This window comes from Streptomyces sp. NPDC055078, assembly GCF_053607985.1.
Genome location: NZ_JBSGUP010000223.1, coordinates 1 through 11,654, shown reverse-complemented (window position 1 = coordinate 11,654; position 11,654 = coordinate 1). Strand labels below are relative to the sequence as shown.

Genomic DNA, 11,654 nt, shown 5'->3' with positions numbered 1-11,654 from the left:
GGCGGGCACGGTCTCAGGGGGGTGGCGGACTCGGGGGCGATCTCGGAGCAGGTCTCGGGGGCAGGTGCGGACTCGCGGCGTCAGACTCCCGCCGAGTCCTTCTCGTACGGCGTACCCCCGGCCGTCCCCGGCGCGGGCGCGGGACCGCCTTCGCTGAGGCCGAAGCGCCCGTGAAGCTTGCGCAGGAAGGGAGGCGCGTACCAGGCCGAGCGGCCGAGCAGCCGCATCGCGGCGGGCAGGAGGATGCCGCGTACGGCGACGGCGTCGATGAGGATGGCCAGACCGCTGCCCAGGCCGAACATCTGCATAAAGCTGACCTTGGCCGTGCCGAAGGCGAAGAAGCTCACGGCCAGCAGGCAGGCAGCCGCGCTGACGATACGTCCGGTGTGCCCGAGGCCGTTGATGACGGCGGTGTCGTTGTCCTCGCCCTGGTCGTGGAGTTCCTTGATCCGGCTGGTGACGAACACCTCGTAGTCCATCGACAGACCGAAGGCGATACAGAACATCAGCACGGTCATCGACGTTTCCATCGGCTGCGGGGTGAAGCCGAAGAGGGAGGAGAGATGGCCGTCCTGGAACATCCAGGTCATGACGCCGAGGGCCGCCCCCAGACTGATCGCGTTGAGGACCAGCGCGCGCAGCGGCTGGAGAACACTGCCGGTGAAGAGGAAGAGAAGGACGAAGGTGGTGAAGGCGATCAGGGCCGCCGCGAGCGGGATACGGCTGCCGATGGACTCCTTGGAGTCGACCAGTTCGGCGTCGCGTCCGCCTACCAGGGGCGCCGTCTCGGTGGGCGGTTCGACCGACCGCACCTTCTCGACCAGTTCCTGGGCGTCGTCCGACTTCGGCTGGAGCCCGCTCACCACATTGATCCGCTGAGCGTCGGGGCGGCCGAGCGCGGCGCGCGCGGGGCCCGCCGCCGTGGACCGTCCGTCGGCATGGGTTCCGGACGAGGTCTCGACGCGTACGACTCCGTCGAGCCCGGACAGCTTGTTCGCGTACGCGTCCAGCGGTGCCTGGCTCACGGGCCCGTCGATCACGATGTGGATGGCCGAGTCGTCGTTGCCGTCGAAGTTCTTTTGCAGCGCCGTCGCGACCTGGCGGCTCTGGGCGTCCTCCGGCAGTACGCGTTCGTCCGGCGTGCCGAAGCTGATGCCCAGCAGCGGGCTCGCGGCCAGCAGCAGTATCGCCAGCACGGGCAGCGCGGTGAGCGCGGGCCGCCGCATGACGGTGGCGGCCAGCCGCCCCCACAGCGGCCCCCGCGCACTGGTGCGCGCCCCGGCCTTCGCCCACGGCATCCGTCCCTTGTTGACCCGGTGCCCCAGGACCGCGAGCAGGGCCGGCATCACGAACAGCGTGCTGAGCGCGGCGATGACGACGACACCGACACCCGCGTAGGCGAACGAGCGGAGGAAGTACTGCGGGAACACCAGCAGCGCCGCGAGCGCGACGGCCACCGTGGCGGCGGAGAACGCGACCGTACGGCCTGCCGTGCGCACGGTGTGCCGTACGGCGTCGTCCACCTCGTCCCCTGCCGCGAGCCGCTCCCGGAACCGGCTGATCATCAGCAGGGCGTAGTCGATGCCCAGTCCGAGCCCCAGGGCCGTGGTCAGGTTGATCGCGAACACGGACACATCGGTGATGCTGCCGAGGATGGCGAGTTCGGCGAACGTACCCATGATCGCGACGACGCCGATGAGCAGCGGCAGCAGCGCCGAGACGACGCTCCCGAAGACGACGAGGAGCAGAATGAGCGTCAGGGGAATGGCGATCAGCTCGGCCAGGAGAAGATCCTGGGGCACCTGCGCCGACACGTCGTTGCCGACGGCCGTGCCGCCTCCGGCCTTGACGTCGAGCCCGTTCTTGTCCGACCCGGTGTAGGCGTCGAGAATGGCCTGGACGTTCTCTTCCTGCTCGGTGTCCTCACCCTTCACATGGGCGAGCACCATGGCTTCCCGCCCGTCCTTGGAGCGGAGCGCGCTGCTGCCCGTGTCCCAGTACGAGATCACGTTCTCAAGCGTCTGATCCTTCTTGAGGTCGGCCACCAGGGCCCGGCCGCTCTTCTCCGCATTCGGGGTGTCGACGCCCCCTTCGGGGGAGCGGACCAGCAGGACCAGGTTCGTCTCCCCGCCGAATTTGTCCTCGATGACCTGCCCGGCCTTGGTGGACTGCGCATCCGGGTCGTCGAACCCGCCCCCCACCAGCTTGGTGAACGCGCTGCCACCCACGACCCCCATCAGCACCACAGCGAGGGCGCCGACCACGAGTACCAACCGTGACCGGCGAATCGCCAGTTCGGCTATGCGATCAAACACGCGCTGTCTCCTTAAGGGTTCCTGCGGGAAAAGACGTCAAGCAGTCGGCGTGCAGCCGTCGGGCTGACCTGCTGACCTGATGGGCCGGAAGCGGGCGCACGCGCGCCGATACCGACGAGGCGACACGGCGGGTCCAGACCCGGAACGTGGTGTCGCGCTCCCGCCGCCGCTGACGACGTTAGCGAGGTGGAGGAAGTTTTAGCAGTGCCAGCTTTTCCTGACAGTGTTCATTTTTTCGAACACTGTCAGGCTTCCGCTAGGCGTCTGTCGGCCATCCGTCACGCCCATTGCCTCGGCGGGGCGGGAGCGGGTGGGGGCGGGCACTCGATGGGGTGAAGCCGGGGCCGATCGCCGCTGTCCCCGCCTGATGCAGGAGTAATAGATACGCCTATGGGACTCGGGGACCGACATCAGAAGAAGGACATCGAGGCAGCGCTCAGAAGGGCCGAGGCGGCCGGACTCAAGGTGACGCACGACAAGAACAGACATCGATGGGGGTACGTGATCTGCTGCCCGTGCAGACGCACGTTCACCGTGAGCTGCACCCCCCAGAACGCAGGAGGAGAGGCGAAGCGAATCGATGGCTTCATCACCAAGCATCGCGGCTGTGCGTGAGTGGTACTTCAAGCTGTGCCTTCAGGAGCCGCTCACCCCTGAACAGTCCGACACCCTGGACGGACTCGACCGCTTCAACGACGGCCGCATCGGTCTCGAAGAAGGTCCCGGCCACGCCGAGTTCTCCTGCATCTTCGAAGCGGAGACTCTCACCGAGGCCATCGCGGAAGCCCTCTCCTTCTTCGAGGACTTCCCCGGCGTACTCATCCGCAGCGTTGAGCTGGACGAGATCGCCCTGAGCAACAACGGCATGGCGACGGCGGCCGTCGTACCGGCACCCTCGTATTGATCGTTTCACTACCCCCAACGCCTGCTGCTCGTACCGGTTGAACCGGTACGAGCAGCAGGCAGACGGCAAGGTCACATCACGCCACGGCGGTTCCCTCAAGCTCGACCAGCAGACTGGGGACCGCCAGTTGGGTCACCCCGAGCAACGTGCTGGGCGGCGCCACCCCGGCAGCGGCCAACCGCGCCGCCAGCACCCCGTAGTGCGAGAGAAGCAGATCGGCGTCGGTCGTGTAGATATTGAGCCGGACGAGGTTGGCGAGAGTCATCCCGGCCTCACCGAGAACGGCCTCCAGATTGTCGGTGCTCAACGCCAACTGCGCCGCCATGTCACCGTCGTGCTGGGCCTCGCCATCGGCGCTCGTCGCGGTCTGCCCCGAGATGTACAGGGTCCGGGTGTGTCCTGAGACGACCTCACCCTGGTTGAATCCCAGCTCCACCGACCACGTCACCGGGTTGACCGCCGTTCGTTCGATTGCCACGTCAGCTCCATTCGATTCGATTCGATTCGATTCATGGGGATTACGTACGTCCATCGATTCGGTAGCCGCCGGCTTCGATGTCGTGTCAGCGAGCCTCGCAGCAATACACGACATCCTTAGTCATGTATTTTGTTAAAGTCCTCGCATGCGCGCCGACCGGTTGGTCTCACTGGTGCTGCTGTTGCGTCAGCGCGGTCGACTGACGGCGGATACGCTCGCCCGCGAGCTGGAGGTATCCACCCGTACGGTGCTGCGCGATATCGAGGCGCTGTCAGCGGCCGGTGTCCCGGTCTACGCCGAACGCGGCCGACACGGCGGTTTCGCCCTGTCGCCCGGCTTCCGGACCGAGCTGACCGGACTGAACCACGACGAGGCCCTGGCCCTGCTGACCGCCGGATCGGGGCGCGGCGAGCTGGTATTCGGCCTCGGCTCGGCGCTCGCTTCGGCCATGCGGAAAGTGGTCGACGCACTGCCCGAAGGCCACCGGGCCACCGCGAGCGACGCGGCCCAGCGATTCCTCGTCGACCCGGAGACCGACCTGCTCTCACGTCGGCTGGTCACTGAGGACGTACCCGACACCACCATGATCGAGGTCCGCCGCGCGGTGCTCGCCGGACACAAACTGCGTATCCACTACGCGGCCACAGGCCAGCCACCACAGTGGCGCACGGTGGACCCGATCGGCCTGGTCACCGTACGCGACCGGAGTTACCTGCTGGCCACGAGATCCGGCGCGGACCGCACCTACCGGCTGTCGCGGGTGCTGGCCGCCGAGGAACTCCCCGAAACGGCACAGCGGCCGGAACGCGTCGATCTCGACCGGATCTGGCGGGAACGCTCCGCGCGGTTCTTCGCAGGCGGCGACCACATCACCGCGCTGATACGGATGAACCCCGCGCGGCGGGAGGAACTGCTGGCCACCGCGCTCGCCGTCCGCGCGGAGGAACCCGACGCGGACGGCTGGCTGCGGCTTGAGGTGACCTTCCAGGATTCACGACACGCCGAATGGGCACTGTGGCAGCTCAGCACGGACGCGGAAGCCCTGTCCCCGCAGTCGTTGCGCACCTCCCTGCGCGACCGCGCCACCGCGATCGCCACCCGCTACGGAGACGCGTCCTGAGCTGTGGGAACGTGCCGCTCCGGACGACGAGGGCGGCGACTTCCACGCAACTGTCGCCGGTGCCGCTGTGACGGAATGTGCGCCACGCGCCCTGGTGATCTCGATCACCCTTGGCCTGAACCGCAGTCGAGGTCGTACGGTCGGTGTGACGGCAACGGAGCCGGGTGACCTCCGGCGTTCGGGACCGACGGGCCCGAACGCCGCGCGAGGCGAACTCGGCCGAGACGGAAGGCGGCGTGATGGAGTACTCGCACGAGGACCCGGAGCTGGTGGGCCAGCCGATCGGGTACTGGACGTGGGCGGCGAACAAGACGCTGTTGGCGTACGCCAGGGGCCGGCTCGCGGCGATCGGGATCACCCAGCCCCAGTGGTGGGTACTGCACCAGGCCCTGCACAGCGAGAACGGTGTCACCCGGGACGAAGCGTTCAGCGCCAACCAGGCCAACCTGGACGTCGGCGCCGGGCTCGCCCCCGACATCGACCTCCTGGTGGAGCGGGCACTGCTCGTCGCGGACGGGGACGGACGGCTCCGGATCACCGACGAGGGCAAAGCGCTGCACCAGCGTGCCGCCGAGACCCAGCGCGCCAACCGGAGCAAGGTGCACGCGGGTATCCCGGACGAGGAGTACCTGATCACCCTTAAGGTTCTCCAGCGCATGATCAGCAACGCGGGCGGCGACGTGTCCGCCGGCTGACACCCGGCGGCGCCACTTGGCCGCGCCCAGCGTGCTGGTGGCGCAACGCGGACGCGGAGTGCTCCTCCCCCGTGGTACGGGGGCGAGCACTCCGCATCGCGTTGTACGGGTCCCCGCGTCAGCCAGTCGCCACCGCGAAGGTCACGAACGACGACCAGGCGGCGGAGGGGACGACGAGGGCGGGGCCCTGCTTGTCCTTGGAGTCGCGGATGCCGACGAGGTGGGGGAGGGTGGCGACTTCGACGCAGTTGTTGCCTGTGCCGCCGCTGTGCGAGGACTTGACCCAGGGGTCGGTCAGTTCTGCTACCTCAATGCAGCTATCGCCCGTGCCGCCGCTGTAGGTGGATTTGAACCAGGCGCTGTCCGGGGGTAGCTCCGCGACCTCGACGCAACTGTTGCCAGTGTCGCCGCTGTAGGAAGACTTGAACCAGGCACCTTCCGGTGCGAGCCGTATCGCCGGGACGTGAATGTTAATGGCTCCTACCTATTTGGCTAGTTCCGACAGGAAATCGATGGACTCCTCGACCCCGAGGGCCACTCCCACCATCGCATCGAACCGCCGCGTGAACCGACTGACCTCTCTGGGCTTGTCGGACGTGGCAACTGCACCCCAGGCATTATCTGCCTGAACGCGAGGTGGCAACTCCCCAAGATTCAAGATGGCGAAGTCATGGCTCGAACGATATCCCCGCCGGAAAGGGAGGACCTGTATCGAGACGTGATCCCGTTGCGCCAGCCTGATGATCTCCTCGTACTGCTCGCGCATTACCTCGTCGTCAGCAATGGGGATACGCAAGGCTGCCTCCCCGAGGATGATCCGAAGGCGTACCGGTTCCTCTCGCGTCAGCACCCGATGCTTACGCTCCATACGAAGCTCGACATGGCGATTGACAAACTCGGCAGTCGTATCCTCGACCGGGCGACCCATTTCATAGAGCGCCCTCGCATACGCCTTGGTCTGTAGCAACCCGTGCACCACCGTCGGGTGGTACGCAGCGATGGCGACCGCCTCCGCCTCCAACCCCACATAGTGCGGCATCCCCGGCGGCAGAAAACTGCGGTACTGCGTCAGCCACTCCTCGTTCGGCGCCTCCCGGTTCAGCTCGATGAGCTGCTTCACCAGTTCCTCATCGGTCACGCTGTACCGCTTGAGCAGCGCCCGCAGGTTCCCCACGTTGCGGCGGAAGTTCAGTTCCCCGAGTTCGATCCGGGCAAGGGTCGGCTCCGAGAGGTCCTTCAGACCCCGAACCGCTTCCTTCCGGGTCATGCCCTTCAGTCTGTTCTCCTCGATCGGCGGGCAGTTCTCCCGCAACTGCCGTAGCTGGATGCCTAACTCCAGCCGACGCCCGGTGGCTCCGCGCTTCGCTCCCACCTGTGCACCCTCCCAGTTCCTCTGTGCGTGTCAAGTACCGCTCTGTGTATGGGCTTTGGGCTCCTGCGCAGGTGCCGAAATCCCTTGCGCACCCCCGCGCATAGTCCACTTCTGGCACTTGCTGAACTTTCAGGGGTGTACCGCTTGCAAGCGGTTTGCTCCACCCGCCACGGTAGTTGAGAACAAGCGCGCAGGGACAGAGTTCCCTGACCAGAGGGCTTGCGGGCCCTCGCGCGCGCCCCCCACTCACTCCCCCGGAGGCACCCTCATGCCCATCACAGCCACCCGCGCGGACGCGCCCACCGTCCAGCACCCCGGCGCCGTCCATCTCCATCCCCCGGGGACGGTGACCGCGTTCGATGTGAGCCTGGCCCGGACCGCGAAAGCCGGTGGGCCGATGAGTGAGCACGACAGGGCGTGGCCCGGGTTGATGCGGCGGGCCGGGCGGGTGCATCTCGGGCTGTGGAGGCTGGAGGGGCTGGCGGAGACGGTGGAGTTGCTGATCACCGAGCTGGTGACCAACGGGTTCCAGCACGGGAGTGGCGGCGCGGTGGGGGTGCGGCTGGCGCGGACCGAGGCGTATGTGTGGATCGAGGTGGCGAGCGGGGGCGGGGCTCAGCGGCCGTGCGCCCGGGAGGCGGGGCCCGAGGACGAGAGCGGGCGCGGGCTGCGGCTGGTGGAGGTGCTCGCGGACGCCTGGGGGGTTACGGCGGACGGTGCCCGTACGTGGTGCCTGCTCGCCGTGGCGGGGGGCGAGTGATGCCGGAGCGGGAGCAGCGGATCGTCTGCGCGGCGGGGGCGGTGTTGCCGCTGCGGCTGCTGGTGCTCGCGCTGGAGATCACGGCCGGTGAGCCGGGGCACCCGCTGGAGGTGACCACCCGGCTGCGCTGCGGGCTCGAAGCCCACGGCACCGGTACTCACTTCGACCTCGTACGCGAACTGGACGACGGCGGCGAGGGCGAGGTCTGGGCCCGCTGGGAGGGCGACCGGGAGCCGGAGTACGTCGCCAATCTGGCCGACTGCCCCGCCGACAACGGCCGGCCCGGCGGCGACAACGAAGCCTGCACCCTTTTCGAGGATCACCCCGGCGGGCACAGCTTCGAGTTCGCCGACCCCGAGTACGAACCGGTGACGGCCGGGCTCCCCGGTGGGCCGGACCGGAGGGACGGGCACGGCAAGGCCCTGGCCCGGGGGCGGGCGGTGGTGCCCGGGCCCCCGGCGGAAGCCGGGGAATGTCGTCCGCCCGTCGGGCACGACACGACCCAGTAGGGCCTAGGGGTGCTCCGAAGGCCCTAGGGGTGCTCCGGCGTGACGTAATACGCGGCGAAGGCGGAGAGGATCTCCTCCTCGCTGATCCGGCCGTCGCCGTCCGCGTCCAGGGCGCGGACCGCCTCCGACGCGACGGAGGGCTCGACGCCCAGCACCTTCAGCACCCGCTCGGCGGCGGAGGTCGTGACCCCGCCGCCGTCCTCGTCCGCGATGGCGACCACCGCGTGCAGGAAGGGCCGGGCGATCTCGGCGAAGCGCTCCGGGTTGTCGCGCAGCCGCTTCACCGCGCCCGTGATGAATTCCTGGCGGGTGACACGCTGGTCGCCGTCGACGTCCGCGATTCCGGCCATGCCCTGCCAGAACGCTTCCGCGCCGCTGTAGAGGGACTGGCCCTTCTCACAGCGTGCGGTGGTCGAGAACTCGGCGAGCAGTGCGGCGGCTGCCCCGCTGAAGTCCTGACGATCGATATAGCCGTTGCCGTCCTGATCAAAGGCGGCGAAGCGAGACGCGATCTTGCGCTCGTACTCTGCGCTGTCCATGCGGGGAGAGTACGGCCCCGCGCGGCTGACGCGTGCAAGTACCCGCCAATTGGCTGGATCGGACCTGGCGCGGTCGGCCGGGAGGGGTGTCGGCGACGAGCCCGCGCGCCCCCCGAGGGCCACCGGAAACGGGCCGCAGGGCTCAAGCCGGGAGCGGCCCACGGCTCAGGCCGAGAGCGGTTCCGCGCCCGCGCCCGGGGGCGAGTCCGTGGCCGAGCCGATGTCCTCGTAGACCTCGAAGAGACGGCGGACCCCGAGCGCGCCGAGCACCCGGTTCACATGGGCGTCCTCGGCGGGGCGCTGGGTGGGCAGGATGAGGCGGAGCCGGCCGCCGCAGGAGTGGAGGAGACGGCGGGCGGCGATGAGGACGCCGACGCCGCTGGAGTCGCAGAACAGCACCCGGGACAGGTCGAGCACGACGTCCCGGTGGCCCTCCGCCACGGCGGCGTGGACATGCTGGCGGACCACCGGCGAGGACACGAGATCCAGCTCTCCGCGAATGTGCACGACGGTCCATCCGCCCTGCCGGGTCTCGTTCACTTCCAGCGTCACTGCCGAACCTCCTCCTACGCCCTCGTACCGGGTGCCAGTACGCCCTCGTACCGGGAACGGATTCTGCCCTTCCGACGCGCATTCCCAGCCGTCCAGGCATAAAACCCCCAGTCGGTGGCAGGGTCCCTCGGGGTGCTTCGGATTCCCACGGACTCCTCCAGCCCCCTTTACCACTTCGACCTTCCCCGGGGGGCGCACTTGAAGCAAAGGGGAGTGCGTTCCTCGCCGCTCGCATTACATTCGAAAGGGGCGGCAACACGGACAGGTACCAGAGAACTACGCACGGGCAAGGCTTGGGGGCCGTATGGCAAAGGACACACAGCCGCGCTGGGACCGCAAGATGCAGCAGCGGCTGGCGCGGGGTGAGGCCGCGGCGCTCGGTGAGCTGTACGACAGGTTCGCCTCGCTCGTGCACATGCTGGCCCACCGGGTGCTCGACGACGAGGACGCGTCGGACCAGGTGACACGTGAAGTCTTCGGCTACATCTGGGAGAACCCGGACGCCTACGACCCCAAGCAGGGCTCCCTGCGCTCCTGGGTGGCGAAGCTCACCAACAGCCAGGCCGTGCACCGGCTGCGGCAGACGGAGGCGGCGGCGCTCGCCGAGGGCGGCGGAGGGTCGGCGGAGGAGCTGGAGCAGAAGGTGCGGCAGGCGGCGGTCGCGGCCCGTGCGGACTACATCGTCACCTCCATGCCCGCGCCCCTGCGGGCCGCGCTGGAGCTGGCGTACTTCGAGCGCAGGGACTACCGGCAGACCGCGGCGGACCTCGGGGTGACGGAGGACGAGGCCCGGCGCAGGCTGCGGCTGGGGCTGCAACTGCTCTCCACCGCCCATACGCGCCCGCTGGAGGGCTCAGCGCCGCCCGGCCTCGGACGTTCGCTGTGAACGGGCCCGCGGACGGTGAGAACGGCCGGGGCGGCGGTGGGGGCCCGAATGGCGGTGGCCGCCGGGGCGGCGGAGACGGCCGGGACGGTCGGGACGGCAGTGGCGGCGGGAACGGCTGGAACGGCGGACACGGCGGACACGGCGGACACGGCGGACGCAGCGGGAACGGCGCGAGGGACGACGGGCGCGAGGACGTCCAGGGCATTCCGCGCATACCTGGCCCCCGCGCGGCGGCGGACGATCTCGAACCGCCCCCGCCCCCGCCCGGAGGCACCGCCGAGACGACGCCGCCGCCCGGGAGGCCCGCCGAGCCCACCACTACCCCGCCCGAGGCCGCCATGTCCCCACCGACCGGCAGCGCAGACGAGACGCCGTCCCACAGCATGCTGAAATCCCTGCTCGGCGCCTGGGCGCTGGCCGCCTGCTCCGCCGATGAGACGGCGGCCGTCGAGGCCCACCTCGGCGAATGCGCCCCCTGCGCCGACGAGGCGCTGCGGCTGCGCGACGCCGTGGAACTGCTGCACACCGACCGCGATCTCGACCTCGACCCGCTGCTCCGGTTCCGGGTCCTGGAGAACTGCCTCGGCCGCCGGCCCGCCCGTATCCCGGTGCCGGACTGGGCGTCCCCGTACGACGCGGAGACCGCCCGGCTCGACGCGCTGCTGCGCGACATAGGCGAGTCGGAGTGGCAGGCTCCGGTCCGGCTCAAATGGTTCGACGGCGAGGGCGCGACGAGCCGGCGGACGACGGTGGCCGGGGTCATAGGTCATCTGATGACGGTGGACGGACTGGTGGCGAGTGCGCTCGGCCTGGACGATCCGCTGGGGCGCAGCGCGCCGAAGGCGCCGACGGAGCGTACGGAGAAGTTCTGGCGTACGGAACTCGTCCCCGCGACGAGCGAGACCCACGGCCCCTGGCGCGAGCAGAGCCACACCCTGATCCGTACGGTGTCGTTCGCGGGCCGCGGGGTGGCCGAACTGTCGGTGTCGTACGGCGATTTCGCGCTGCCGCTGCGGGACTCATTACTGGACCGGGCCTTCGAGTGCTGGATGCACGCGGACGACATCGCGGGCGCGGTCGACTACCCCTACGCCCCGCCCCGGGGCAAGCATCTGCACCGCATGATCGACCTCGCGGCCAGGCTGCTGCCCGCCGCGCTCGCCGACCGCCGCCGCGCGGGTCTCGCCGGGCTGGCCAAACACCTGGTCGCGGCGGGCGCACCCGGCCGCTCACTCCATCTGGAGGTCGAGGGCGCGGGCGGCGGCAACTGGTACATCGCGCTCGACTCCCCCGCCGCGCTGGGGTCGTCCGAGCACGCGGTGGCCCAGGTGGCGCTCGACGGAGTGGAGTTCTGCCGACTGGTGGCGGGCCAGGTGTCACCGGAGGAGGCCGCGGCCGGGCAGGACGGCGACCGGGAGGCGATCAAGGAGGTGCTGTTCGCGGCGGCGTCGCTGAGCAGGCTGTAACGGGAATCGGCTGGAGCTGAACCGGTTGCCGCGATGACCGGGCCCGGGGCCTGCGAGC

General features: G+C 69.3%; 14 protein-coding genes. 8 read left to right on the top strand and 6 right to left on the bottom strand.

The annotated features are described in order from the left end of the window. Nucleotides 1-80 precede the first annotated feature (80 nt). The gene (locus tag ACWF94_RS19810; RefSeq protein ID WP_453489685.1) at nt 81-2,315 is read right to left on the bottom strand and encodes an MMPL family transporter; all 2,235 of its coding nucleotides are present in this window, start codon (nt 2,313-2,315) and stop codon (nt 81-83) included. 390 nt (nt 2,316-2,705) lie between these two features. Here ACWF94_RS19810 and ACWF94_RS19805 point away from each other — a divergent pair, with 390 nt between their 5' ends. Both ACWF94_RS19805 and ACWF94_RS19800 read left to right on the top strand, forming a co-directional pair. Further along, complete coding sequence (locus ACWF94_RS19805) at nt 2,706-2,930, top strand: hypothetical protein (protein ID WP_453489682.1); 225 nt, start codon at nt 2,706-2,708, stop codon at nt 2,928-2,930. Beyond that, the gene (locus ACWF94_RS19800; RefSeq protein WP_453489679.1) at nt 2,896-3,219 is read left to right on the top strand and encodes a hypothetical protein; all 324 of its coding nucleotides are present in this window, start codon (nt 2,896-2,898) and stop codon (nt 3,217-3,219) included. The genes ACWF94_RS19805 and ACWF94_RS19800 overlap by 35 nt, the downstream gene beginning before the upstream one ends. 76 nt (nt 3,220-3,295) lie before the next feature. Here the strand turns inward: ACWF94_RS19800 and ACWF94_RS19795 are convergent, their stop codons facing one another. After that, on the bottom strand, nt 3,296-3,691 hold the full coding sequence (locus ACWF94_RS19795; RefSeq protein WP_453489691.1) for a RidA family protein: 396 nt from the start codon (nt 3,689-3,691) through the stop codon (nt 3,296-3,298). Nucleotides 3,692-3,842: 151 nt separating this feature from the next. On the opposite strand from ACWF94_RS19795, the gene ACWF94_RS19790 reads away from it, so the two are divergent. After that, on the top strand, nt 3,843-4,817 hold the full coding sequence (locus ACWF94_RS19790) for a helix-turn-helix transcriptional regulator (RefSeq protein WP_453489677.1): 975 nt from the start codon (nt 3,843-3,845) through the stop codon (nt 4,815-4,817). A 239-nt stretch (nt 4,818-5,056) separates the two neighbouring features. Continuing rightward, entirely contained in the window at nt 5,057-5,512 is a 456-nt protein-coding gene (locus tag ACWF94_RS19785) for a MarR family winged helix-turn-helix transcriptional regulator (protein WP_453489674.1), read from the top strand. 118 nt (nt 5,513-5,630) lie between these two features. On the opposite strand, the gene ACWF94_RS19780 is transcribed toward ACWF94_RS19785, so the two are convergent. Together ACWF94_RS19780 and ACWF94_RS19775 are read right to left on the bottom strand one after the other, a co-directional pair. Then, entirely contained in the window at nt 5,631-5,966 is a 336-nt protein-coding gene (locus ACWF94_RS19780; RefSeq protein WP_453489688.1) for a DUF397 domain-containing protein, read from the bottom strand. Nucleotides 5,967-5,996: 30 nt separating this feature from the next. Further along, the gene (locus tag ACWF94_RS19775) at nt 5,997-6,884 is read right to left on the bottom strand and encodes a DUF5753 domain-containing protein (RefSeq protein ID WP_453489671.1); all 888 of its coding nucleotides are present in this window, start codon (nt 6,882-6,884) and stop codon (nt 5,997-5,999) included. A 268-nt stretch (nt 6,885-7,152) separates the two neighbouring features. On the opposite strand from ACWF94_RS19775, the gene ACWF94_RS19770 reads away from it, so the two are divergent. Both ACWF94_RS19770 and ACWF94_RS19765 read left to right on the top strand, forming a co-directional pair. Further along, nucleotides 7,153-7,644, top strand: coding sequence for an ATP-binding protein (locus ACWF94_RS19770; RefSeq protein ID WP_453489668.1), 492 nt, complete (start codon nt 7,153-7,155; stop codon nt 7,642-7,644). Beyond that, on the top strand, nt 7,644-8,153 hold the full coding sequence (locus tag ACWF94_RS19765) for a hypothetical protein (RefSeq protein WP_453489665.1): 510 nt from the start codon (nt 7,644-7,646) through the stop codon (nt 8,151-8,153). Before ACWF94_RS19770 ends, ACWF94_RS19765 begins: the two co-directional genes overlap by 1 nt. 23 nt (nt 8,154-8,176) lie before the next feature. On the opposite strand, the gene ACWF94_RS19760 is transcribed toward ACWF94_RS19765, so the two are convergent. Continuing rightward, the gene (locus tag ACWF94_RS19760; RefSeq protein WP_453489662.1) at nt 8,177-8,692 is read right to left on the bottom strand and encodes an EF-hand domain-containing protein; all 516 of its coding nucleotides are present in this window, start codon (nt 8,690-8,692) and stop codon (nt 8,177-8,179) included. 165 nt (nt 8,693-8,857) lie between these two features. Further along, nucleotides 8,858-9,244: an STAS domain-containing protein gene (locus ACWF94_RS19755; protein WP_453489659.1), complete on the bottom strand. Its 387-nt coding sequence runs from the start codon at nt 9,242-9,244 to the stop codon at nt 8,858-8,860. 304 nt (nt 9,245-9,548) lie between these two features. Here ACWF94_RS19755 and ACWF94_RS19750 point away from each other — a divergent pair, with 304 nt between their 5' ends. Further along, nucleotides 9,549-10,130 (top strand): sigma-70 family RNA polymerase sigma factor, encoded by a 582-nt coding sequence (locus ACWF94_RS19750; RefSeq protein WP_453489656.1) that lies wholly within the window; start codon nt 9,549-9,551, stop codon nt 10,128-10,130. Further along, the gene (locus tag ACWF94_RS19745; RefSeq protein ID WP_453489653.1) at nt 10,127-11,596 is read left to right on the top strand and encodes a zf-HC2 domain-containing protein; all 1,470 of its coding nucleotides are present in this window, start codon (nt 10,127-10,129) and stop codon (nt 11,594-11,596) included. The genes ACWF94_RS19750 and ACWF94_RS19745 overlap by 4 nt, the downstream gene beginning before the upstream one ends. Nucleotides 11,597-11,654: the final 58 nt, after the last annotated feature.

Coding starts and splice junctions, on each gene's coding strand:
- ACWF94_RS19805 (WP_453489682.1), top strand. CDS start 2,706: ATGGGACTCGGGGACCGACATCAGAAGAAGGACATCGAGGCAGCGCTC.
- ACWF94_RS19800 (WP_453489679.1), top strand. CDS start 2,896: ATGGCTTCATCACCAAGCATCGCGGCTGTGCGTGAGTGGTACTTCAAG.
- ACWF94_RS19790 (WP_453489677.1), top strand. CDS start 3,843: ATGCGCGCCGACCGGTTGGTCTCACTGGTGCTGCTGTTGCGTCAGCGC.
- ACWF94_RS19785 (WP_453489674.1), top strand. CDS start 5,057: ATGGAGTACTCGCACGAGGACCCGGAGCTGGTGGGCCAGCCGATCGGG.
- ACWF94_RS19770 (WP_453489668.1), top strand. CDS start 7,153: ATGCCCATCACAGCCACCCGCGCGGACGCGCCCACCGTCCAGCACCCC.
- ACWF94_RS19765 (WP_453489665.1), top strand. CDS start 7,644: ATGCCGGAGCGGGAGCAGCGGATCGTCTGCGCGGCGGGGGCGGTGTTG.
- ACWF94_RS19760 (WP_453489662.1), bottom strand. CDS start 8,692: ATGGACAGCGCAGAGTACGAGCGCAAGATCGCGTCTCGCTTCGCCGCC.
- ACWF94_RS19750 (WP_453489656.1), top strand. CDS start 9,549: ATGGCAAAGGACACACAGCCGCGCTGGGACCGCAAGATGCAGCAGCGG.